The sequence below is a fragment of the Bacillus sp. FSL M8-0077 genome, assembly GCF_038050255.1.
Lineage (GTDB): Bacteria > Bacillota > Bacilli > Bacillales > Bacillaceae > Bacillus > Bacillus altitudinis.
This window is the reverse complement of the sequence record NZ_JBBPAF010000001.1, coordinates 414,200-440,367: the sequence shown is the minus strand read 5'-3', so window position 1 is coordinate 440,367 and position 26,168 is coordinate 414,200. Positions and strand designations below refer to the sequence as shown.

General features: G+C 45.1%; 7 protein-coding genes. 2 read left to right on the top strand and 5 right to left on the bottom strand.

Annotated features, from left to right (window positions below; translation table 11 throughout):
• Window positions 1-53: 53 nt before the first annotated feature.
• The gene (locus tag NST57_RS02085) at window positions 54-755 is read left to right on the top strand and encodes a 4'-phosphopantetheinyl transferase family protein (RefSeq protein WP_341297931.1); all 702 of its coding nucleotides are present in this window, start codon (window positions 54-56) and stop codon (window positions 753-755) included.
• Here NST57_RS02085 and NST57_RS02080 read toward each other — a convergent pair.
• Window positions 742-2,079: an aminotransferase class I/II-fold pyridoxal phosphate-dependent enzyme gene (locus NST57_RS02080; protein ID WP_142153931.1), complete on the bottom strand. Its 1,338-nt coding sequence runs from the start codon at window positions 2,077-2,079 to the stop codon at window positions 742-744. The two genes, NST57_RS02085 and NST57_RS02080, sit on opposite strands and share 14 nt — an antisense overlap.
• 130 nt (window positions 2,080-2,209) lie before the next feature.
• Between NST57_RS02080 and NST57_RS02075 the strand changes: the two genes are divergently transcribed.
• Window positions 2,210-3,124 carry an EamA family transporter gene (locus NST57_RS02075; protein WP_142153929.1) on the top strand — a complete coding sequence of 305 codons (915 nt, stop codon included), beginning with the start codon at window positions 2,210-2,212 and terminating at the stop codon, window positions 3,122-3,124.
• Between the two features lie 38 nt (window positions 3,125-3,162).
• Here NST57_RS02075 and NST57_RS02070 read toward each other — a convergent pair whose 3' ends face one another.
• The 4 genes from NST57_RS02070 to NST57_RS02055 form a co-directional block, all read right to left on the bottom strand.
• Window positions 3,163-3,903, bottom strand: coding sequence for a thioesterase II family protein (locus NST57_RS02070; protein ID WP_341297930.1), 741 nt, complete (start codon window positions 3,901-3,903; stop codon window positions 3,163-3,165).
• A gap of 6 nt (window positions 3,904-3,909) precedes the next feature.
• On the bottom strand, window positions 3,910-12,108 hold the full coding sequence (locus NST57_RS02065; protein ID WP_341297929.1) for an amino acid adenylation domain-containing protein: 8,199 nt from the start codon (window positions 12,106-12,108) through the stop codon (window positions 3,910-3,912).
• A gap of 13 nt (window positions 12,109-12,121) precedes the next feature.
• Window positions 12,122-22,264, bottom strand: coding sequence for a non-ribosomal peptide synthetase (locus NST57_RS02060; protein ID WP_341297928.1), 10,143 nt, complete (start codon window positions 22,262-22,264; stop codon window positions 12,122-12,124).
• A gap of 62 nt (window positions 22,265-22,326) precedes the next feature.
• Entirely contained in the window at window positions 22,327-26,160 is a 3,834-nt protein-coding gene (locus tag NST57_RS02055) for a non-ribosomal peptide synthetase (protein ID WP_341297927.1), read from the bottom strand.
• Window positions 26,161-26,168: the final 8 nt, after the last annotated feature.

Below are 26,168 nucleotides of genomic sequence, written 5' to 3'. Positions count from 1 at the left end.
TTCGCAAGGTGTTCATCCAATGGTACAATAAATGTAAAAAATTGAGGTCCGTTATGAAGATTTTCGCTATTCAATTACAACCTTTAGATGATAGAAATGCACGAAAACAAATAGAACAGCTGATGCCTTTTGTATCAATTGAAAAACGCGCCGCCGCTGAGCGCTTTCGTTTTTTGATCGATGCAAGAAGAACGCTGTTAGGTGAGGTGCTGATTCGTCACATCATTCATGAGATGTACGCACTGCCTATGGAACAGGTGCTGTTTGAAACAGAAGGGAATGGAAAGCCTGTTGTCCGGCAAATTCCTTCGTTTCATTTTAATCTTTCTCACTCTGGTGATTGGGTCGTCGGCGCAGTAGATGATGCGCCTGTTGGTATTGATATTGAAGAGATCAAACCGATTGATCTAGCCATTGCCAAACGATTTTTTTCAGCTGACGAATATCAAGATTTACTCTCACAGCCGGCAGAACGGCAGGAAGCCTATTTCTTTCATTTATGGTCCATGAAGGAGGCTTTTATCAAGCTGACAGGGAAGGGAATATCCTATGGTCTTTCATCCTTTACCGCTCGCTTGTCAGAGGATGGACAGGCTACTTTGAGATTACCTGATCACGAAGCCCCTTGCGTTGTCCAAACATATTCACTTGATCCTGCCTACCAAATGGCGGTTTGTACAAGAAAACCCGCTGCGGCTGAGCACGTCGAGATACTCACTTGTGAGAATATGCTGTCTCGCCTTAATAACGTGTGATTTGTTGAAGTGATGACTTTAGCAAATCGACGCCTCGTTCGATTTCCTCTTCTTTTACATGCCAAATGTTCAGCTGAAGTATAGGCTCCTTTTGATAAGTAGAAATGAAATGGCGGTCAATCGGCTGAACCATCACAGAAGCCTTTTTTAGCTGCTGAATGAGCTGATTCATCGGAATGGACCGGTCGACACGAATGTGGGTATGGGTCGCTGGCTCCTCTTCTCCCAGCTCATAAGCGCCTTGATCATTTTTCAAACAGGCCACAAGTTGTTTGGATCGAGCTCTATAGGTCGCCTGCATCCTTTCTCTATGACGCTCAAACATCCCGCTTTTCAAATATATTTCTAAAGCAGCCTGCGACAGCATCGAGCTGTCGATATCAATCAGCCGTTTATGTTCACTGAAGGGGCCAATCAGCTCGTTTGGTAAGACGACAGCACCTGTTCTAAGCCCTGGAAAAATGATTTTTGAGAAGCTTTTTAAATAAATGACCTTCCCCGCCTGATCATATGAATAGATCGGGTCTCTTTTTGTATCGAATTCTAAATCAGCCAAATAATCATCTTCAACGATGTAGACATCATATGCTTCGGCAAGGGCTGCAATCGCTATTTTTTCTTGTTTCGACAGACTCGTTCCAAGCGGGTTTTGAAACCTTGGCATCGTATAGAAAAAGCGAATATCCTCCTCTCGGAAGATACGCTCCAATTCCTGAAGATCGAGTCCTTTTTCCGTACGCTGAATCCCCCGGACAGGCAGCTTGTTTTTCTCTAAGTATTGGAGGAATAGGTGATAGCCTGGCTGTTCGACCAATATGGTCTGTTTTCCATTTGGAAACGGGATGGTGCTTAAAATCGATAAAGCCAGCTGAATACCAGAGGTCATAACGATCTGTTCTGGAGAGGCAAACACTTGATAATCCGTTAAACGCTTTGAAATGATTGGCAGTAAAGATGGTAATCCATTGCTGGTGCCATAGATAAATAAATCATTTTGATACAGATCAATCGCTTGATTGATGCAGTGCTGAAAATCGACATACGGAAACACAATGGGATCAGGCGCAGAGGAAGCAAAATCAATCCATGTGCTTCCCTTCTTAACGGCTGACTGATTGGTTTTCACGACAAAATAGCCACTTCTTTCTACAGAGTACAGCAAGTGTTCACGCTCTAATGTGTCTAGTGCTTTTATGACAGTGCTTTTGCTCACAGCATATTGAGCCGCTAAGTGACGAATGGATGGAATTTTCATTCCAGCATTGTATTCACCGCTCTCGATTTTGTTTTTTATATTCAACACAAGCTGATCATATTTCCTCACAGCACTACCTCCTTGTACCGGTACAGATATCAATAACTCTTATTGTACACTTTACTTGACCCGTTTACGATAAAAAGACAGAACCGGTCAATTCAACTGAAGCATGCATGCTCTTGTAAGGAGAATTCTGATGGATATGTCAAAACAAAAAGCGTATGCTGCCTCGATCGCATACGCCTGTATTATTGGTTTTTCATTCTTGTTTGTCAAAGTAGCCTTAGCATCAGCGAATCCGATTGATGTATTGGCACACCGATTTACCGTTTCTTTCGCAGCTGCTCTTTTGTTATTTCCATTTTTACGAAAAAAGTACCGTTTTTCCATTCAATGGCGTGATCTTATTTACATTGTGCCATTTTCCTTGCTTTATCCTGTGTTGTTTTTTGCATTTCAAGTGTGGGGGCTGATGTTCACCTCTTCATCAGAGGCCGGCATTATTCAGGCGACCATCCCTATTTTGACAATGGTGCTTGCAGCATGGTGTTTAAAAGAACGTCCTACCTCGATTCAGGTGATGTTTACCATTCTTTCTGTGTCCGGGGTGATGCTCCTCTTTGTGGTGAAGGGAATTGATGTGAAACATTCTCATCTCATCGGCTATGTGCTGATCTTACTTTCAGCCTTATCATCCAGTGCCTATAGCGTATTTGCCAGGGTGATGACACGGCGATTCCATGTCATTGAACTGACTTTCGTGATGACATTCTTTGGATTTGTTTTCTTTAATGCTGCTGCTCTCATTCGGCACTCGGTAAATGCTACACTACCGCAGTTTTTCAATCCGTTTACGCAGCCATCCTTTGTATGGTCTATGCTCTTTTTAGGCATTCTCTCATCACTGCTCACAGCATATTTATCAAACTATGCTCTTTCTCACCTTGAAGCAGCAAAGGTGAGTATCTTTAACAATCTTTCTGCTTTCATTACCATTGCCGCTGGCGTGCTGATTTTACATGAAACGATTGATATGGTTCACCTCATCGGGGCTGCGCTCGTCATTGGCGGAGTGATTGGCGGGAATGTGGTGAGGAAGGGGAATTCATAAAGAAAACGGCCCTCGTTTGACGGGGCCGTTGTTTTCTTTTATTGGCTGATGAATTGCCTTTTTGTTGTCTGCTCAATGACATGCCTCATATGTTCTGCGAACTGCTCGAGGTGTGTGTTGATATACATGTGGCCTCCTTGGAAATCAGTACGTTCGATGGAGTTTGCCCATGTTAGCCAGCCGGCTGCGTCTTCCATGCATTTTTTATCTTGCTTTCCGTTCAATAAATAAACGGGTGATTCAATGATCGTTTTGTCCGTATGCTGGAAGGATTCTAATGCTTGATAGTCGGCGCGTAAGGATGGTGTAAAGTAATCCATCATTGGCTTGTTCTCTAACAATTCCTTTGGAATCCCGCCCATTTCTGCTATATGCTGAACAAATGCTTCATTCGATAAATGAGTCAACATTTGTCTTTTTGTTTGCGGCGGCTGAATGGCAGAAATGACAACTGCTGCCGGATCGATGCCTTCCTTTTCTAGCAGCTGAGTGAGCCTGTACACCACAAGTCCACCCATGGAATGTCCGAACAAAATAAATGGACGGTTTAATTTGCCTGTCAGTCCTTCTTTATACAATTCAGCCAGCCGGTCTATGCTTGTTTCAAGCGGCATGAGGTTCGTTCCATGACCCGGGGGCTCTGCTGCTGTCACTTCGGCCGTATCCTTCAATTGTTCAAAGAGCGGACGGTAAGAGGCGGAATATCCGCCTGCAAAAGGAAAACAAATAAGCTGAATGAGATCTGATTTTTTTTCAAAGGTTTTAAATAATTGCTTCATACGTCCTTACCCCTTTACGATCGTTTCAAGAATTTGCGCAAGTTGATCTGCCTGCGGTCTTTTCATCATGGTCACATGGTCGCCTTTTATCTGAAAATACGAACACGTTTCTCTCGTGTAAGCTTCCCAATCGGCAAATTTCTTCTGGAAATCTGTGGCGTGATCACTGCTTTGTATAATATAAAACGGCACAGAGAATGGGTCCTTTTCTAATTCAATGGCTTGTGACATGATGGTATTATGTGTCTGCATTTGCAAGTATTTATCTAAATAGTGATCATTCATAAATTGATGAACGACTTCATCCTTTTCTGCTTCTTTAAGGATTTTCTGCTTCACTTCTTGGAAACTGAGCCCTTGTAATGCTTCCGGTTTGATGCCGACGAGGTTCCCCATCCCAAGGACGAGGGCAAGCATTTTCACTTCTTCTTCGTTCATATCGGCATGAAGCGCTTGATCTGCCTCATCTCTTAATACAGGAACCGTATCTAAAATGATCAATCCCTTTGGCGCTTTTCCTGCATGACAGAGTCTCTGATTCATTCCATAAGCAAGATGTCCACCCATGGAATGCCCTGCCAAATAATCAATGCCTGGTCGATAGAATGTCTCAATGGCTTCAATAAAAGTGGTGACAAGCTCTGTATAATGAAGGAATTGTGGTTCTTCATCCTCATACAAGCCTGGAGACTGCAAGGCGTAAACAGCTCCTTCATGTGTCATGAGCTTGGCCACATCGATATACCCCATCACCGTTCCACCAGCAGGCGGTGCAAAGAAAATTCTCGGTTCAGCCGGATCCCCTTTTTTCAACTCGATCACATAGTCTTTCGGCGCTCTTTCGACAGGCTCGCCTGTTTTTGGCACTGTGTCCAAATATGCCGCTAACTGCGCTGGCACTGGGTGCATGAAAATCCATTTCGGATCAACACGGACACCCTTTTCTTTTAATTTGGCAACGGCTTGAATACTCATAATCGAATCTCCGCCTAAATCAAAGAATGAATCATGAATTCCTACTCGTTTGACACCAAGCACTTCACTGAAAGCTGTCACAATCAGCTGCTGTGTTTCTGTTACCGGTTGATCGTCTTCATGTGAGGATGAGACTGCGTCTGTCGGCTCCGGCAATGCTTTTTGATCGACCTTCCCATTCGTTGTGACAGGAATTGCGTCAAGTACGATAAAGTAACTTGGAATCATATAGCCTGGCAGGCTTTCCTGTAAAAATGCTTTCCATCCGGGAACAGGCTCTCCCCCATCTGTGACAAGGTAGGCTGCCAGCCGTTTTGAGCTGCCGTACGTTTTGGCAATGACGGTACATTCTTTTACTTGTGGGTGTTTGAGCAGGGCTGTCTCAATTTCTCCACATTCAATTCGGTAGCCTCTAATTTTCACCAAGTTGTCTTTTCGGCCAAGGTATTCAATACTGCCATCAGACCGCCATTTCCCTAGGTCACCGGAACGATACAGTTTGTCGCCTTTTAATGCCGGGAATGGATTGTCAATAAACCGCTCCTCCGTACGCTCTGGGTCATGCAGATACCCTTTCGCCAGCCCTGTTCCGCCGATATAGATTTCTCCTTTTACGCCTGTTGGTACTGGATTGAGATGATCATCTAGTATGACAACCGTTGAGTTGGCGACTGGCACACCGATTGGCACTGATCTTGCATCCTCCGGTACGTGTGTGACTTGATAAGTGGTCGCTAATGTTGTGTTTTCTGTTGGACCGTAAGCATTGATCAGCACACCCTTCATATGCGGCAATGCCTTTCGTGCATGCTCACTAGACATGGCTTCTCCGCCAACAAGTAATGTACGGTATCCAGCCACACTTTTTGGATCATGCTCAATCAACCGGTTGAATAATGCAGTTGGCAAACAGTTGGCTGTGACTTGATGCGTTTTGATTAAACGAGTTAATTCGTCCATATTCAGAGCAGCATATTTCGGGATCAGAACCAGCTGACCGCCATTGAGCATCATTCCCCATAATTCAAAGGTAAAGGCATCAAATGCATAGTTAGACAGCTGAAGCATTTTATCTTCTGAACCAAGCTCAATATAGTTTGTTTCTTTCACTAAGCGGACCACTCCTGCATGAGGAAGCATCACGCCTTTTGGTGTGCCTGTTGAGCCTGAAGTGTAGTTCACATAGGCAAGCTGGTCTTCTCCTACAATCGATTTTTCCCTTTGATACACTGCGCCTGTTTCTGGTAACGGCTTGTCCATTTCAATCTTTGTGCCGCTCAGATCGGCTAATCGATTGATCAGATGCGACTGGGTTAAGATGATATCGCTTTGTGTATCGCGAACGATCAGACCGATGCGGGCATCTGGATACTCAGGTGACATCGGTACATAAGCAGCACCCGACTTGACGATCCCTAGAACTGAGACCATCATGTCAAACGAACGATCAAACAGCATCGGGACAAGTGAACCTGGACCAACGCCTTTTGACTGTAAATAGGCAGCCAGTTTTGTCGCCTTCTCGTCTAAATCTTGATACGTCATATGCTCTTCCATATAGGATACAGCAATCCGGTGCGGGTCACGCTGCACTTGTTCTTCAAATAATTCTTGCAGCGTACGCTTTGGATAAGGCGTGTCAGTTTGATTTTTCCCTATGATCATGGCATCCTGTTCTGTTTTGTCCATGACGCAAAAGTCAGCAAATGTCCGTTCAGGCTGAGCCGTCATGCCATCTAACAAATTGAGATAATAATTCATCATACGGTGGATCGTTTCTTGCTCAAATAAATCCGTATTATATTCCACATGGATAGACAGCTTGTCCTCCTGCTCAAATACATGCAAGGTGAGATCAAATTTAGAGACGGTATGATGGACCATCACTTGTTCCGATGTCAGTCCTTTTAGGTTGATATCCAGCGAATCAGTGACATACCCCATGGCGACTTGGAAGATTGGTGAACGACTTAAGTCTCTATCAATTGAAAGGTCATCCACAAGCTTGTCGAATGGATAATGCTGATGCTCAAAGGCTTTTAACGTCATTTCTTTCACCTTTGCCAATAAATCAGCAAATGTATTGGCTTTTGAAACGTCCTGTCTCAGCGCCAATGTATTGACAAACATGCCAACGAGCTTCTCTGATTGTTCGACATCACGGCCAGCGATCGGCGATCCAACAATGACATCTGTTTGCCCAGACAACTTGTGAAGCAGGACATAATAGGCTGACAACATCGTCATAAACAGTGTTGTCCCCTGCTCCCTCGACAAGGCATGTAAACGCCGAACAAGCGGTTCATCTATCACGATTTGCTCTGTAGCCCCATTAAATGTTTGAACCGGCGGACGAGGACGGTCAAACGGGAGCTCTAATACCGGCAGCTCTCCTTGTAACGTTTCAAGCCAATAGCTCTGAGCCTCCTGGTGGTTCTTTAATTGCTCATTCTCCCAATGAACATAATCGGTCCATTCAATCTCAAGTGCAGGTAGCTCAGGCGTTTTCTCTAATAATAGCGCCCCATACACGACTTCTAATTCTTGAATAAGCAGGCTGAGCGACCATGCATCGGAAATGATATGATGCTGCGCACAAAGCAAGTAATATTCCTCTTTCCCCATATCAACAATTGTCCACTGCGCAAGCGGCCCCCGTTCTAAGTCATAGATGCGGTTCGCTTCTTGCTGAATCAGCTGTTCCAGTCTTCTCGCTCTTGTTTTTTCATTAAATAATGAGAAATTCGCAACGGTTACTGATGGCGGAAGGTCTTCACGGATGACTTGAACCGGCTTGCCGTCAATGGTTTGAAATGTTGCGCGCAGTGCTTCATGACGTTTTGTTAAGAGACCGATCGCCTTTGTTAACGTTTGGATGTGTAATTGGCCCATCAGCTTCCAAGCACCTAATATATTGTAATGATGGCTCTTTTCTAATGTAGATAAGAACCAAATCCGCTGCTGAGCGTGTGACAGCTCATAGCTTGTTCGTTTTTCCAGCTTTGGAATGCTGGCTTCCTGAATGGCTGGTGCTCCAATGATGTCATCGACCATTTGTGCCAAGTGTGCCAGATTCTTGCTTTCAAATAATATTTTTAGCGGTGCCTTTATTGAAAACTCATGATTAATACGAGAAATCGTTTGAGTGGCCTTTAATGAATGTCCACCAAGGTCAAAGAATTGATCCTCTTTGTACACACGATCGACTTCTAAAATATCCTCCCATATGGCCGCAAGCACCTGCTCTGTCTTCGTTTCTGGCAATTGCTTTTCAAACGGCTGTGCGTGTTTTTGATGGAACTGTTTGAGGGCTTCGTGATCAATAGAGCCATCTAGTTTTTTCGGTATATCTTCCACTTGCCTGATGTCCCAGTTCCCCTCTATGATGCCTGTAATCTTGTCAGCATCCACTTCTTTGCTTGATTGAACCTTATAGTACAGTTTCTTTTCAAAAAGCGGCATTGGTGCTGGTTGAAGATGTTCAGCGATTTCTTGATTCGCCCCATCTAGGCCAATAAATAGATGCGCTTCATTCATTCGAACACCTAGACATAATGAATCGAGTCCTTGTTTTTTTCCAATCAACTGAAAGCCCTTGCGAACGGTTAGCGCGGCCCCAGTATGCCCCTTAGACAAACCAAGATTATCCCACATGCTGAAATTCAACGAAATCGCTCTTCTTCCCTCATGATAGGTAAGGTCATGTGCGAGTCCATCTAAAAAGCTGTTTGCCGCAGAATATGCACCAAATGTGGTGCCGCCAAAATAGCCATTCACTGATCCAAAAAAGACGAGTGGAACTGACGGGTCATGCTTGAAGGCTTCTTGCAGCACCCAAGCGCCATCTGCCTTCCCTGAAAGTTCTTTGACGAAATCTTCTTCTGTTGTATGAGCCAGTGTGTACGTATCCACATGCTGAAAATGCTCAGATACATTGCCAGCACCGGCTAAATGAAGCGCTCCTCGGATCGACTGTCCGAAATGCTTTTCTGCTTCATAAATCGCCCGCTCGACGTCACATAAATTCGTCACATCGGCTTGTACATAAAGGACGTCTCCCAGATCTTTAAGTTGTGAGAATGACGCCTCTTTTTCTCTGTCTTCTTCAAGGGATGTCCGTCCAATTAGCACGAGTTTCAAGCCAAATTGGAGCATTTGCTTAGACAGTTCAAACCCAATACCGCCAAGCCCGCCAGTCAGCAAGTACAAGCCTTCATATTCTAAAAACCCTTCTGTCTGAGGTGCCGCCATCATGTTGACTTTTTCCAGCTTTGGTACGAGGCGCTGGCCATGCCGGTAAGACACTTCCGCTTTCAAATGAATCGCACCTAGTTCGTTCGCAATATGCTTGGCATCCTGTTCCACATTCTCCGCTTCAATATCAAGGTGAGACACTTCTGCCCCTTCCCATTCTTGCGGGATGGTTTTTAATAATCCGGCAAGAGACGTTTTCTCCACATGAAGCTCATCTTGCGTTTTTACAAATTGACCACCTTTTGTGACAACAACGAGACGCATCGGCTCTTTATTTTCTTGTCTCAATGCTTGATACAAATACAAAATGGATTGGCTAGTGCTTGCATTCAGTTCTTTGAACTGCGCAGGGCTGGCAATCATCTCCTTGTCTGACACATTCCACAAGTGGAGCATACGGTCAATCTTTAATTCATCGGCTTCAAGCGCCGCCACAAGCCTGACGTAATCCCCCTTGATTCGAGGGTTCATCTGATACATCCCTTTTGACAGGCGTAAAAATTCATGACCCTTTTTCACAGAAACATAAGGCAGGTTCATTTGTTCAAATTGAGCATAAAGCGATTGATAAAGCCCTTTTTCATCCTCAAATACGAGTACATGATCAGTGGATATCGGCTGAGATGGACCGATATTCTCTTTTACCCAAATACGTTTAAAGAACCAATCTGGGAGGGTTTGTTCATTTTCCGAAGCAAGATCAAGTGCACGTTCAATGTCTCGAAACACCCCATCTTTCAGTGCCGCACCTAGTTGGGCACGTTGGATTTTTCCGCTTTCTGTTTTCGGAAATTGGTCTTTTTTCACCGGAATGATGTGGTCAGGTTCGATTCCCATTTTGCGAATGATGCTCTCTCTAATCTGCTGAATCATTGTGATTTGATCCTCTATCGAATCCTTTTGCGTGACAAAAAAGACGGCGAGTGTGTCATTACTTGATTCGGGATTGTAAATGCCGTACGCAGCGGCAAAGGTGACTTCAACCCCCTCAACCTCTTCCACAATGGCTTCAATTTCGTAATTTAAATAGTTCGCTCCGTTGATGACGATGATATCCTTTTCTCGTCCTGTGAGGACTAGGCGCCCTTCATGAATAAATCCTAAATCTCCTGTATGAAACCAGCCGTTTTCCGCAAATACTTCTTCATTCGCTTCCTCATTTTGATAGTAGCCCATCATAATCGTTGGACTCTTCACCTGCAAGCGGCCGACTTGATCTTCTGGCAGCACATGGTGATGCTCATCTACAATTCGAATCCATACAGAAGGGATTGGTGCACCGACTTCTGTAAAGGTCATCTTGTGCGGATGATCGTGCGCCACATATTGAATCTCACTTGTTAATGTGGTCTGATCAATGGTCAGTTGTCCATTCTGATCATCATGACGCATGAATTCTTTTGACTGGACAATGGCTGATGATGTTTCTGACATGCCATAAGCCGGCACCATCGCATGGCGGCTTAACCCGTGCTCACCCATGATGTGCATGAAACGCTGCGTCACTTTTGGAACAACTGCTTCGGCGGCGTTCATGATATAGGTCAAGGTGGAGAGATCCCAGCTCCCTTTGCGAATGTCGTCTTCATATTCATTCATCATCGCAAAGGCAAAGTTTGGCGCCCATGTCCTTGTGACACCGTATCTTTCTACCCAATCCAGCCATACCATCGGCCGTTCGATAAATTGATCAATGGATGGACTAATTTGCTGGCAGCCGAGGTAGACATCATGGACATGAAACATGACAATGCCCCCTACGTGATCAAGCGGCATCCAGTTCATTGATACATCCTCATGCGTGAAACCATTTGCCTGCTCAAAGGAAATGATTCTAGATAAAATGCTTTGATGGTTGTGACGGATACACTTTGGCACACCTGTACTTCCTGAGGACAGCAGCTGAAGCACAGGCTCATCCGGCTCTGGCTCATAATGCTGTTCATCTGGGTCACAGGAAAGTAATGTTTCGATTGTTAAAATTGGTATCGCTTTTGATTCAAACGTTTTACGCAGCCCTGCAATGTCCTCAGCACTCGCTTCGTTTGTAATAATGAATGGTTCATTTTGCAGCTGAAACACGCCCTTGAGCTTGTTCACACCTTGATTCATTTCATCGTACACAGGCGGTACAGAGACTGGGGTTGGAATGATTCCTCCGAGAATACAGCCCCAGAATACCGTGATAAAATCTTGATGGTCTTTCAATTGAAGCAGCACTTGATCGCCGTTTGAAAGTCCGGCTGCCCTTAATCCAGATAGGACACGTTCCGCACCTGTGAGCAATTCCGGGTAAGTCTGGAACACCTCATGACCGCCTTCTTTGAGATACGTGACTCCGCGATTTGGTGACATAAAAGCTGCTCGGATCAGTACCTCTGTCAATGTGACTGGTGTACCTGGTTTTTTGATGACATCACCTCCATAAACAAGAGCTGGTGGTTTTTCTTGTACGGAGGATTGTATTGTTTGGCTGACTTCATCTTTTGTGAGCGATTCGTTTCCATTTGTACGCTGTCTATCTGGGAAAAGGTCATCTAAATGATAGGGTGTTTGTTTTTCTGTCTGACTCTCTATCACAACGGCTGCTTCCTCTACTCCATCTATGGCTTTCGTGCGTTCTTCTATCTTTCTTCGTTCCTCTTCATCTAGTACATCAATGGCAAGCAGCGCCTCGGTATCGACCGCTCCACTTTCTTTTCGCGGCAAGGAAGGGACTAGGACGAGTGCGGCTGGCACTTCATCAGGATGAAGCGGGCCTTTCATCAAATCCTCTCTTGTCAGCGAAGGGTCCTTCGCCTGTGCAAACAGCACAAGCGACAGGCCTCCTTCTTGATTTTTCTTCGGGATGAGTGCACATTCCTTTAGTGGAAAGTGAAGCATGAAGACTTTCTCTAATGCTTTGAGATCGATTCGTTTTCCATTGATCCTGACAATATGATTTGCTGCATTTCCTTTTCGTCTACTAACTAGCATTCTTCTTCTCCTCCTACATCCAATCCAAAATCTGAATCTTGCTTTCTTCCGTCCAAACGCCGACATCCCCTGTCGGATAAAGGTATTCGCCTGTTTGATGTTTGAATGGATGCGGAATTTTATGCGCCTCCATCCAATCGGCTAGCTCTCCAAAAAGTGCTTTGATCTCTTTTGCGCCGATAAAAATATCTCCAGGAAATCCAACCGGCATGAGCTGATGTTCTTCATTCAGGACATATATTTCCGTTTCATAGGCAGGATCATGTACGCCTGCATAGACTTCTTCTTGGTCTGGGTATAGCACGCTGACATGTGCGTTTTTCGCCCAAGCACTGATCATCCGCTCTTTTTCCTCATTTGTCACAATGGTGAAGGAAGATAGCGGCGTATCCACTTGTTCTGTCATGGCTTCAAGTGTGTGAATCAATTGCTGCATCAGCGTTTGTATTTGCTTTTCTGTATATTGATGTAAGTTGTATGTGATCCGGAGCTCCAGCGTATCTCCCGGCACTGCGACAAGGGTTAAGTCATAATTTGTTTCTTCATGACTGGCGATGTCTAAAATGCGTACGCCATACGGCTCAATGGATTCAATTGGATAGTTTTCAAACACGACAATGCTGTGAAACAATGCCTCTCCATTTGGAATTTCCGTCATCTGCTGAATATCTGGCAGTACGGTATATTCGTATTCTCTCATCTGAAAAACGGTTTCCTGTGTATAGGCGAGCAATCGCGCAATCGTCCAGTCCGAATGGATCGGCAGACGAAGCGGCAATGTGTTAATAAAGAGCCCTGTCATGCTTTCCACTTCTGGTAAGTCGGCTGGCCGGCCAGATACGGTTACCCCAAATATGACATCCTCTGCGCCTGAATGAAGGTGCAAGAGCAGTCCCCACGCTGATTGAATCAGTGTGCTCATCGTGACCTTCTGCTTGCCAGTCATCTTCTCCAGCTTCAGCTGCATCTCTGGCGTCAGTTTGACGCTGGACTGCGCCATGCTTGCTTCTTGATCTGAAGCATGTTCTTCGCCGTCTCCTGGAAGCGGTGTCGCTTCCTCTACTCCTGACATATAACGCTGCCAGAATTCTTGCGCCTTCTCTTGATCCTGCTTATGCAGCCATTCGATAAAATCTTTATACGGACGGACTGTAGAAAGGCTGATCTTTCGTTCGTCCACAAGGGAGCGATACAGCGCAAAGGATTCCTGAATAAAGCTGAACAAGCTCCAGCCATCGATTAAAATGTGATGAAAACTAAAGACAAACGTGCATCTTGCCTCATCACAACGGAATAAAGCAATACGAATAAGCGGTTCATCCATCTGATCTAAATGGAAATCCTTTGAACGATCAGATACTAAAAAGTGTTCGAGTGTCTCTTCTTGCTCCGCGTCACTCAGGTGGCGCACATCGTGCTGAGTGAGATGGATGCTTCCTTCTGATTGAATGAACTGAACAGGCTCCTTTAGCCCTTCCCAAGCGAATTTTGTTCTCAAAATAGAATGACGTTCTACAAGAAGATTCCAAGCTTGTTCATAGGCATCGCCATTTGTTAAGCCTTCGAGTGTCATATGCACCTGACCAAAATAAGCTTGTGAGTCTTGATCTAGCAGTGCATGAAACAGCATTCCTTGCTGCATTGGAGACAGCGGATACACATCGACTACATTGTCTGGAAGTTCATCTATTTGCTTTTGCGTGAGCTGAACCATCGGAAAATCAGAAGGTGTAAATCCGCCGCTCGTTTCAACACAATGCGTCAAGATGATCTCCATTTTTTCTTTAAAACGTTCAGGTAACAACCGCACCTCTTGATCTTGCAGCAATTCACGATTGATCATAAAATTCATCTGCAGCTGACCATCTGTCACATATCCATACACATCGATCAAATGCTGTCTTTCCGCTTTCGGATCGTGAACATGTCCATTTCGTTCGTCTGCTATATAAAGCTTGGCTTCGCCATCTGCCTGATCTAACTGACCGAGGTAATTAAAGCTCATCTGCGGCGTTACCGTTTTGAGTAAACGAGATTCTGTCATGTATTGAAGCAAACCATAGCCGATTCCCTTTTGCGGCACAGCTCGTAAGGTTTCTTTGACGTCTTTGATTTGTCTTGCAACATCGGTTTGTATAAAAGGAATAAAAATAGGATAAGAGCTTGTAAACCAGCCGACTGTCCGTGACAAATCCATCTGTTCAAATAAATCCTCGCGTCCATGCCCTTCTAACGTGATGAGCATTGGCTTTCCAATGGCTTGCGTGAGTCCTGATAACAGTAAATCGTTAATCTCTGTTCGGTATGCTTGTGAGGCCTGTCTAAGTAACCTATCTGTTTGTTCCTTTGTGAGCTGAACCGACAGGATCTCTGCATGTTCTTCTATATTAGAAAGCGCAGGCAGTTGGAAAGGAGAACCTTCTTCCTCTTGATCCTTGATTTTTTGCCAAAAAGAGGCCTGCGCTTGTAATTGATCGGTTTGTGCATATTCGTATAAGGCATCTGCCCACTGCTTATAGGAGGCGGTTTTTTTCGCAAATATGATGTCCTGCCCCGTAGCAAGCTGTTTCAATCCATTTAGTACATCTTCTTGTATCATGCGCCATGATATGCCATCCATGACGAGATGGTGTGCAGCAATAAAGAGCTCAGACGTGTCTTCACCTGTATGGAAAAGAATCGCTTTGATCACTTCTCCTCGCTCTAATGACAATGTTCCTTGACAGGCACTTGTCTCCAAGCGGATTTGTTCCCGTGCTTCCTCTTGAGACACATCCGTCACATCAAAGAATGTGACACAAGGTGTGACACCAGGCTCACGAATGGTTTGAATCCATGTGCCATCTGCCTCTTTTGTATATATAGCTCTCAGCATATCGTGATGATCGACCAGTTTTGAAAGAACCTGTGTTAACTGTTCATGTGGAACAGATCGCTTCATTTCAATATGCGCCGATAGATTCCAATAATCTTGATTGGTCATCGATTGCTCAAAGAACCATGATTGAATCGGGAGAAGACGAACCTCTCCTGTCACAGGTGATTGATCATAGACCATAGAGACCTCTGCCTTTCTCATCGCTTGTGCGAGTTGTGAGATGGTCTGTTTTTCAAATACATCTCTCGGCTGGATGACGTAGCCTTCCTGTGCTAAGCGTGCCACCATTTGTATGACAATAATGGAATCTCCGCCAAGCTCAAAGTAGTTATCATGGACGCCAATAGAAGGAGCGCCTAGCAGCTGAGACCACACTTTTTCTAACACACGTTCTTCCTCAGTAGCTGCTTTATCAATGGCTGTTTCTACTTCTTCTTGTCTCCACTCTGGCGGTGGAAGACGCTTTTGGTCTACCTTGCCATTTGGTGTGAGCGGTAATTCATCCAGCTCTATTAATAGGCTTGGCACCATATAATCTGGCAGGATGTCTTTTAAGTTTTGGCGAATGTCTTGCGAAGTCATGCCGCCTTTTTGGACAAAATAACCGATCAATCGCTTATGACCACTCTCGTGCTGATGCGGGATAACGGCACATTCTGTGATGTCATCAAATGTCAGCATAGCGGCTTCAATTTCTCCACATTCCACGCGGTGTCCACGAATTTTCACTTGATGATCGATTCTTCCAAGGCAGTCAATAATGCCATTTGACAGCCAGCGGCCCATATCGCCTGTTTTATATAAACGCGCTCCTTCTTGGAAAGGATGCGGGATAAATGATGATGCTGTTTTTTCTTCATCTCCAAGGTAACCAAGTGCTAGCCCTGTGCCGCCAACGTAAATTTCGCCGATGACGCCTTGCGGAACTGGCTGCATCTGATCATCTAATACATAAGCTTGTGAATAAGCAATAGGCTGTCCAATCGGGACCGTCACCTGATCTTCTTCCAGTGCTCGAATGTGATGCACACAGGAGAATGTCGTATTCTCTGTTGGTCCATAACCATTTAAAAGCCCGTCAGGCAAATATGGCAGTGCTTTTCGGATATGAGCGGCTGATAAGGCATCTCCGCCGACCAATAATGCATGAAGTCCAGATAAAGCTTCTGGATGCTCTTCTGTTAAACGGTTGAACAGTGGCACAGTCAGGAACCCTGTTGTAATCTGATAAGTTTTTAGTGCTTCCGCTAATGTATCCATTGATAAAATGGTATTTCGATCCGTCAGTATGAGCCTTCCCCCGTTTAAAAGGGCTCCCCATATTTCATACGTAAAAGCATCAAAAGAGAAGCTGGCAATTTGTAAAATGCGCGTTTGTTCATCAAGGGTGACATAGTCTGTTTCACACACAAGCCGGACGACTGCTTGGTGAGGAATCAACACTCCTTTTGGCTGTCCAGTTGACCCCGATGTGTAATTGATATAAGCAAGTCCAGCAGGTCTTAGTGCAGCGGGCATGACTTCTGCTTCTGGTAAAAATTCTTCATACCCTTGATCAAGACAAATGAGTTCCGTTTGATGGATGGATACTTTTTTCAGCCATTCATTTTTTGTCAGTAAAAGCTGAATCCCTGTATCTCTCAGCATATAATCAATGCGGGCATCTGGATATTCAGGATCAATTGGCACATAAGCCCCGCCTGCTTTCACAATGGCCAGCACCCCAAGAATCATTTCAGGCGATCTATCGATGAGCAGTCCAACTGGTTCATGCGGTGTCACGCCTCGCTGCTGCAAATAGCCTGCTAGACGATCGGCTTTCTCATGTAACTCCTGGTACGTCCACTCATCTCCCTGGAACTCGAGCGCCACTGCCTGAGGTGTCTTTTTCACTTGCGCTTCAAATCGTTCCGTCATAAGCAGCGGACCTTTTGGTTGATCAGTCTTTCCGCTCCATTCATAGAGCAATTGATGCTTTTCTTTCTCTGGCAGGAAATTCACTTGTCTGATCGGCTGCGCTGGATTTTCACAAATTCCTTCAAGCAGGTGCTCGTAGTATGCGAGGAATCGCTCCATCGTGTTGTCAGAGAACAAATCCGCATGATACTCAAGTTTTAACTGAAGCCCTTCAGCCCCTTCAAACACAAACAGGGAAAGATCAAATTTTGCTGTATCATTATCTTCGATGGCTAAAACCGACGTTGCCTCTCCCATTGGAGAAGCTTCCAGTGGTAGGTTTTGCAGAACAAACATGACCTGAAACAATGGCTGCTTACTGGCATCACGTACAATATTCAGTTCATCAACCACCATCTCAAACGGCACATCCTGATGCGCATAAGCACCGACCGTTGTCTCCTTTACTCGCTCTAATAATTCCGTAAAGGCTGGATTTCCGCTATGGTCGATTCGCAGGGCCAATGTATTCACGAAAAATCCAATTAAATGCTCCATTTCCGTTCGATTTCTCCCAGCAATGACCGAACCAATGACAAACTCATCCTGTGAAGACAATCGATGTAATAGCGTAGAGAAAGCCGACAGCAAGGTCATATACAGTGTGCTGTCTGTTTTCTTGGATAGTGCCGCAATCTTTTTAGATAGTGACTTCGACAGCTGATATGTTTTCGTCTTCCCTTTGTAGGATTGAACGGCCGGCCGCGGATAATCATACGGCAATTCCAAATCTTCAACAGGTGCCGCAAATTGCTCCTTCCAATAGGAAAGCTGCTTACCTAGTGGTTCTCCTGTCAAATACTCCTTCTGCCACAGTGCATAATCCGCATATTGAATTGGCAGTGCCGGCAAGTGAGGCTCCCTCCCTTCGATCCCCGCTGTATACCACTCGGATAATTCTCTTGCAACAATGCCGATCGACCAGCCATCTGACACGATGTGGTGAATGGACATCAGCAGTAAATGATCTGCGGGTGAAAGTTGAATCAGCTTCACTCGAAAGAGCGCTTCGTGTTCTAATTGAAAAGGTGTGGATGCCTCTTCTTTCGCCCATTCAGCCGCTTTTTGTTCTTTCTCTTCCTGTGACGCTATGCCTGAAAGGTCCATCACCTCAAGCTCTGGAAGGGCCATCTGTTCATGAATGACCTGTACCGGTTCATCCCCGCTCATCGTAAAGGACGTTCTGAGCGATTCATGTCTTTCCACCATATGATGCAGACTTTCCTGAAGCACCTTGATATCTAAAGGCCCGTTCATCCGAAACGAAATCGTATTATTGTAAAATGGCAGATCCGGCTCTAATTGATAGAGGAACCACTGTCTTTGCTGGGCATAAGACATCGGAATTTCCTGACCCTTCTCCATTTTTCTCATCGGAATCACTTCATCTGCTTTGGCATTTGAATCGATCCAGTCTGCTAATTCTCCGAGTCTCGTATGTTCAAACAACACAGCAAGCGGTACGTCAAACCCTGTTTTTTGTCTAACCGCAGACAGCATTTGCGTCGCCTTCAGCGAATGACCTCCTAGTAGAAAGAAATGATCGCCGCAATTGACATCTGAGACACCAAGCAGCTCTGACCAAATGTGTGCAAGCAGTTTCTCCGTCTCTGTGTGAGGTGCTCTGTTGTCAGAATCCATTCCGATTTCCTCTATTAATTCATGAAAATATGCCTCGTCTGGCGATCCATCTTCTGTTTCTTTCCAATATTCCTCAGGAAACAAATGGACTGCATATTCACCAGATCGTTTGGACTGTAAACACGTATGAATCGATTGATACAGCCGCTCTTCCACCGCCTTTGTTTGATCGGTTTTGAAGAAAACATAAAAGATCTGCTCTGTTTGCATCTGCGCATCCGTATGAACCAGCCCTTGAATCTCTTTCTTCGTTCGATCCAATCCCGTATAAATGAGCGGAGCATCTGTCATCAGACATGCGAGCATCGTTTGGAAGCCTGCCTGCTTTGAAATTGGGAGATAACCTCTTTCTTTTAAAATGCCTTTTATCATGGAGCCTTCACTCATGCCAATCTCGTCCCACATGCTGAAACTAAAGCAATATGGCTTCACTGTAGATGTCAGCTTCTGATAATGAGCAAATTGTTCAACGAACTCATTGGCAGCGCAATAGGCGCCGACAGTCATACCGCCCTTTAGCGTTCGGGCTGACGAGCTGGAAAGAAATAAAACATTCCTGCGTTTGGAGGCAGCTTCATGAAGCGCAATCGTTCCATATACCTTCGCTTCGTACATGTCATTCAGAGACACAGATGTCATATCAGCAAGCAGTTCTTCTTGAATGATACCTGCGAAATGAATGATGCCATCCAGCCTTCGATTTCCAGCGACCTCATGTCTAGAGATGATCGCTTCTACCTCTTTTTCAGCCGTGATGTCTGCTTTCTCATAAAGAACCTTGCCGCCATGCAATTTTGCCTGCTTTTCTAGCAAAGACAATGTCTCTTGCTGGTCACTAGAAAGTGCCTCTCTCTCTTTCCTTCCAAGCAACACGAGATGTGCTTGATAAGATGTCAGCAGGTATTCACTGACTAAACGTCCAATTCCGCCTAGCCCGCCTGTTATGACATAAAGCCCAGATGATTCAAATGGCGGCTCTTTCCTTTTCTGTTCCTTTTCCAAATGAAGAGGTGCTAAAAAGGGAATATAACGAACGCCTTGACGATAAGCAGCGACATGACGGTTTTGGTCATGTGTGAGTTCTGCCATTATCGCCATTGCATGGGAATGACTAGATACCGATTCTGCTAGAGAAAAATCAAGACATTGCACCTTGATAAACGGCCATTCATGCTGAATTGCTGTCATCAGTCCTACTGTCGTTGCTTTTTCTACATCGTGGATTTGATCCTCCGGCACATTCATCGCATGGGCTGAGACAAAAGTGATGGCCACCTGCTCCTCATAGACGGAAATGGCTTTTGTTAAAAATAATGCACTCATGCTGCCCGTTTTCTGCGCTTGTTTTGCCTTGTCCACATAAAGCTTGTCTTCTTGGTTTGTATAGTTCCAAAGGTGAATGATGTGTTTCACCGAAACGCCATACGAACGGAGCGTCTCAAAGAGTTGTTCGTAGTCAGACGGCCGATTCGGGTGGATGATGAAGTGAGTGTGTGTGAGTTGTTTGAACGCTTGACCCGGTTCAACCGTAATGTATGTTTGTTCACTGTTTGCAAAAGATTTCAATTGATCTGCCAGTCCTAATGGATCTGCAAAGATCACAACGTCCCCTATGATCTGCTTGTCAGCTACATCAAGTGGAGCAGGTATCCACTTCTTTTGATAACTCCAATCAGGCAAGGTATGTTCATTTTCAAGTCTCATGTCCATTTCCATGATCATTTCATCAAATTCGCCTTCTTGCCATCTTGTCTTGAGCTGTGCCCTTTCTATTTTTCCAGAGCTTGTTTTGGGAAATGCATGCTTCTGGACAGGAATGATGCGAGATGCAGACAAGCCCATTTTTGTTGCAATATGGGATTTAATGTGTTGACTTGCCCTCATAATATAAGCTGGCTCATACAGCTTCGGTGTAAAAAAGAGAATCAGTTCATCGGATGCAGAAGCCTCCATTCGGACAGAACAAGCAGCCACAAAGCTCGTTTCTACTCCCGGTACTTCTTCTGCTATGGCTTCAATTTCATAGTTGTGATAGTTTTTCCCGTTGATGATAATCATGTCTTTTTCTCTACCGGTTAGTGTCAGCCTTCCTTCGTGCAGGAAACCTAAATCACCCGTGTGAAACCAGCCATCCGCTTGAAATACTTCTTGATTCGCTTCGTCATTCCGGTAATAACCCTTCATGGTGGTTGGACCTTTTATTTGCACACGGCCAATATGATCTTCTGGAAGAAGCTCATGCTGATGATTGACGATGCGTATCGTGATACCTGGAATCGGTTTGCCCAACTCAGTAAAGCTGACGGTTCCCGTCTCACGTGCTTCTGCTGGTCTTAGCTGCTCTGTCAGCGACGTTTCCTCAAAGGTCAGAACCCCGCTGTTTTCATCTCCACGCTCAATCGCAAAGGAAAACACAACCGCTGATGAGATTTCAGACATGCCGAAAGCCGGTCTGATCACATCTCCCTTTAAGCCGTGCGGAGCAAGCAGGTGTAGAAATCGGTGGATGATTTTTGGAACGACCGCCTCTGCCCCATTGATCATGCAGGTCATCGCCGACAGATCCCAAGACCCTGATGAAATCTCTTTCTCATAATCATTGATCATCGCAAATGCAAAGTTAGGTGCCCATGTCTTCGTTGCACGGTAGCGGTCCATCCAGTCAAGCCACCGCAGCGGCTGAGCGATAAAGTCATCTGTTCTTGCCCGAATCTGCTCGCAGCCTGTGTACACATTGACAAGGTGGAACATCACGATGCCACCAATATGATCTAAAGGCATCCAGTCTAACGAGACATCCTCTTGTGTAAATTGATTCGCTGCCACTGTTCCTTTGACGTTCGCCAGCACACTTCTATGGGAATGCTCTACACACTTTGGCATCCCTGTACTTCCAGACGTTAAGATAAAGAAGACGGAATCATCCGGCGTGGCAGGGTGAGCGTCTGTATCTCTTTCTAATGTCAGCATCGGCTCAACTGCTGCGACACGTAATTGGTCTGTATGCCACAGTAAGGCTAACCCTTGCACCTCCTCGATCAGTGAGTCATCTGTTAGGATGAGCGGATGCTCGAGCAGCTTCCAAGCGTGATGAAGCTTCTTCACTGCAGCATTCATCTCCCGATAGGTTGGGGCAGCCGACACAAGCGTTGGAACAAATCCGCCTAATACACATGCCCAAAAGGCAGTGACCATGGCATGATTCGATGAGAATTGAAAGAAAACAGGATCGCCTGCCTTAAGCCCCAGTGCCCTTAACCCAGTCAGAACCCTCTCGGCGTCTCCTTGTAACTGCGCATAAGATTGTGTGAGTTCGTTCTTGCTATTCACGATATACGTAAGCCCATTTGTCGTTTTTGCAGCCTCTGTTAAGACGTCCTGTAAGGTCTGTGCGCCTTGTGTGACGTCGAGATCCCCTCCATAGGAAAGAGCGGGCGGCATGTCGGCCAAAGCAGGTACAGCCGTTTTCGTCTGTATCGTTTCCGCTGCGGCCTCCTGCTCAATGTGCTTGTCGAGAAATAAATGAGAGAGGTGATACGGCCGCGGTCGAATGGTTTTTTCACGTGAAAAAACAGCGAAGCGTTCGATTTCGTTGGTTTGTAAAATGGTTGTTTTTACATCTTGTAAAATCGCATCCATTGATTCATGTATACTCGTTTGGTTAATGGTTGATGGTTTCATATGAGTTCCTTTCCTTTTTTGTTAGGCAGGACTGCAAGGCTGCATCCTGCCTAATCTAAAGTTTACAAGACTCGTTCTCTATTTGTTTGATTGACAATATGTTTGATCAGCTGTGCATTTTGAGCTGCACATTCTTTCTGTTTGAACATATCAGCATGCCGGCCATAGCCTTGGTATTGGGTAAAAGATCCGGCCGTTGCCTGTGTCCACTCTTCCATCCAGTCCGGGATCGCTATTTGTTCTTCAGATTGGATGAACGTAATATCTGCCTGTATTTTGCCTTGATTCACCCCCTTAACAAACGTTTCATAGTAGGCGCGCGTCTTTTGGGCAAGCGCTTCTTGAACGATCTCCCCTTGAGCAAGTTCGTTTTGTTTCGATTGATGAACAATCGCTTCAATATCATCATCAATGGATCGTCCTTCTAAATCACTTTCTCCAACTTTCTTATAGGAATCGATCATGATGACCTTCTCGACTGTCCGCCCTGCTTGTTCAAGCGCTTGAACAAGCTCAAAGGCGAGGTAACATCCGCCAGAGTACCCCATCAACGTCAGCGGACCTTTTGGCTGAAGGTGCTGAATATGCTGAACGTACTGCGCCATTCGGTTATTCGTTTCAATAAAATCAAAGGCAATCAACCGAATATCATTAAGCGTTTTTGCTGCTTCCTGATAGATAAAGCCGTAGCCTGGTAATGGCGGAAGAGCAAAGACTGTTGATGATTGAGATTCATTGAATACAAGATAGCCAGCAGTTTCCCCGTCCTGATGCTGAATATAACGACTAAGCGCTTCAATCGTCGGGGTCTCAAACAATAAATGAATCGGCACCTGAACCTCAAACTCTTTTGATACTTTGGACAAAAGAGACATCGCTTTTAAAGAATGTCCGCCAAGCTCAAAGAAATGGTCATCTGTGCTAATATCCTCTCGTTCAAGTACTTCCCGCCACATCACCAGCAGCTTTTGTTCCACTTCATTTGCGGGCAGTTTCACACGGCGGTTTTCTTGCGGCGCCTCTGGTTTTGGCAGCTGGCGTTTATCAACCTTCCCGTTTGGCGTAAGCGGGAGGTTCTCTAGTTCAATCAGCTCATGAGGCAGCATATAAGCTGGAAGACGCTCTTTCAGCCCTGATTTGATGTCATCGAGTTTCCCTTTCCATGCATCATCACACGTGATATAGGCAAGCAGTCTTGTATGATTTGTTTCATCATGATCCGCTAGGAGTACAGCCTGTTTTACACCTTGATGCATGAGAAGGTTGGCTTCAATTTCTGTCAATTCAATTCGGTGCCCCCGAATTTTCACCTGATCATCGACTCTGCCTGCATACTCAATCAGACCGTCTTCTCGAAAATAGGCTAAATCCCCCGTGCGATACAGCCGCTCGCCCGCAGCGAATGGATGGGCGATAAAGACTTGTTTTGTCAGATCAGGACGATTCAAATACCCTTTTGCCAGTCCTTTTCCGCTCAGACAAAGCTCTCCAACCATACCAATCGGCTGAAGCTGCCTGTGCTCACTCAATATATAAGCGCCTGTCTGGTTAAGCGGCTTCCCAATTGGAATAGAATGCGCCTCTAAAGGGATCGCTTCATCTATCGGATAATACGTGGCAAAAACCGTTGATTCGGTTGGTCCGTATACATTCAACAATCTGCCTTTTCCCATCACATCAAAGGCTTTTCTCACATGCTGAACCGATGCCCTCTCTCCTCCAAACAGTACCTTACGCACACTGCGCATCCAGTCTGTTCCTTCATCAACGAGAAGATGGAATAAAGCCGTTGGAACAAACATGACAGAAACATGCTCCTCTTTCATCAGCTCAGTGAGTCTGCTCATGTCTAAAATGGTTTCTTTGGGTGGCAGGACAAGCTTTGCTCCGTTTAAAAGCGCACCATATACATCAAATGTAAAGCCATCAAATACGCTATTTGATAACGACAGCAATGTATCTGTTTCTAAAATGGTTAAATAATTCGTATTTTTGACCACCCGGGCAATATTGGAATGGGTCGTCATGATGCCTTTTGGCTGTCCGGTTGTTCCAGATGTATACATGATGTATGCCGTATCATCTAAACCCGCTTCAAGTGGCAGATTCTCTGAGCTCATCAGTAAAATTTCTTGATCATCTGCAAAAAGATACGTGCCATCAAATGCGAGTGACCTCATCTGACTGATACAAGATGAATGAGTCAGAAGATGCGTCGCTCCGCTGTCTTTCAGCATATATTGGATACGACTTTCTGGATAATCGGGATCAATCGGCACATAGGTAGCACCTGCTTTTAAGACAGCGAGTAAGCTGACAATGAGTTCAGGCGTCCGCTCTGCCAAAATGGCGGTCACCGTTTGATGACCCACCCCATTTTTTTGCAAATGCCTTGCCAGTCGATTGGCTTGTTCGTTCAGCTCCGCATATGTCATCGTGTGATCACCTGCTGATAATGCCACTGCATTCGGCTGTTTTCGGACATTATGCTCAAACCACTTTGTCAAATAAAGCTGATCATGCTCCAGCTCAGGTGCATTCCATTCCTCTAACATTCGCTGCTTTTCCTGCTTTGTCACAAGTGTCAGTGTATGAACTGACTGATCTGGATGTTTGATGATCCCTTTGATCAAAAGGGTCAGCTGATCCTTTAATTTACGGACAAATCCAGGATCAAATGCACGCTGATTAAAGGCAAGCTTCAGTTGCAATCGTTCCCCGGGCGACGCCAGTAAATTGAGATCATAGTTCGATTTTTCATATACATTCATGTCTTCTACTGTAAAACCGAGCAGCGACTCCTGCTCGTCTTTCTTTGCAGCAGGGACATTCTCAAACACCACAATATGATCAATAAGCTGCTGCTGACCTGCCTTAGCCTGAATATCATAAATCGGGATATATTGGTGCGGTTCAGCCGCTAAAGACTGCTGCTGCGTCTCTGATAATAGAGAACGGAACGTCATTTGGTCTGTCAGCTGAATTCGTCTTGGAATGACATTGATGAACAACCCCACCATCCGGTCCACACCAGCTAAATCTGCCGGACGTCCTGATACAACCGTTCCAAACAACACATCGTTTGAGCGCTGATACCTGCTTAGTAAAATGGACCAAGCCGATTGAAGCGCACTGCTTAACGTGGCATTCTGCTGCAAGGCTAACTCTGATAAAGCAGCTGTTTCTTCTTTACTCATGGCCCATTCGATTTCGCCTAATTCATGCTCATTTGTTTTTTTTCGCTGTTCTTTAAAAGTCGATTGCCCCTCAAAGCCAGCCAAAGATTGCGTCCAATATTCAAGTGAGGCTCGTTTATCTTGTTTTTCCAGCCATTGAATATATTCTTTATATGGCTTAACTGGCTCCAGCCTGTAATGGATGTCATGCAAAAGTGCATGATAAATCGCAAACAATTCCTGCACAACTAGACCAAAACACCAGCCATCTAGAAGGATATGGTGATAGCTCCATATCCAGCGATAGCTTGAAGGACCCGTTTGAAAAACAGATGCCCGCATGAGCAGATCCTTCGAAAGATCAAATCCTCTCAGCTGATCCTTCTTTTTAAAACGATCAATACGTTCAAGCTGTTCACTTTCAGAAAGGCCCTGTATGTCCACAACATCAAGCTGGAAAGGTCGATTCTTCAATACAACTTGGACAGGACGCTTCACTTTTTCGTGGAGGAACACGGTACGAAAAATATCGTACCGTTCCACGATGATATTCATGCTTTTCTCAAGCAGATCATACCGAAGTGACCCCTTCACGTTCATATCCATTTGTTCTACATAAAAGCCTTTTTCTTGATGATGGAGGGTATGAAACAGCATTCCTTCTTGCATCGGTGACAGATAGTACATATCTTGAACTTGATCCCTTTTAAATTGACTCATCTATTTCA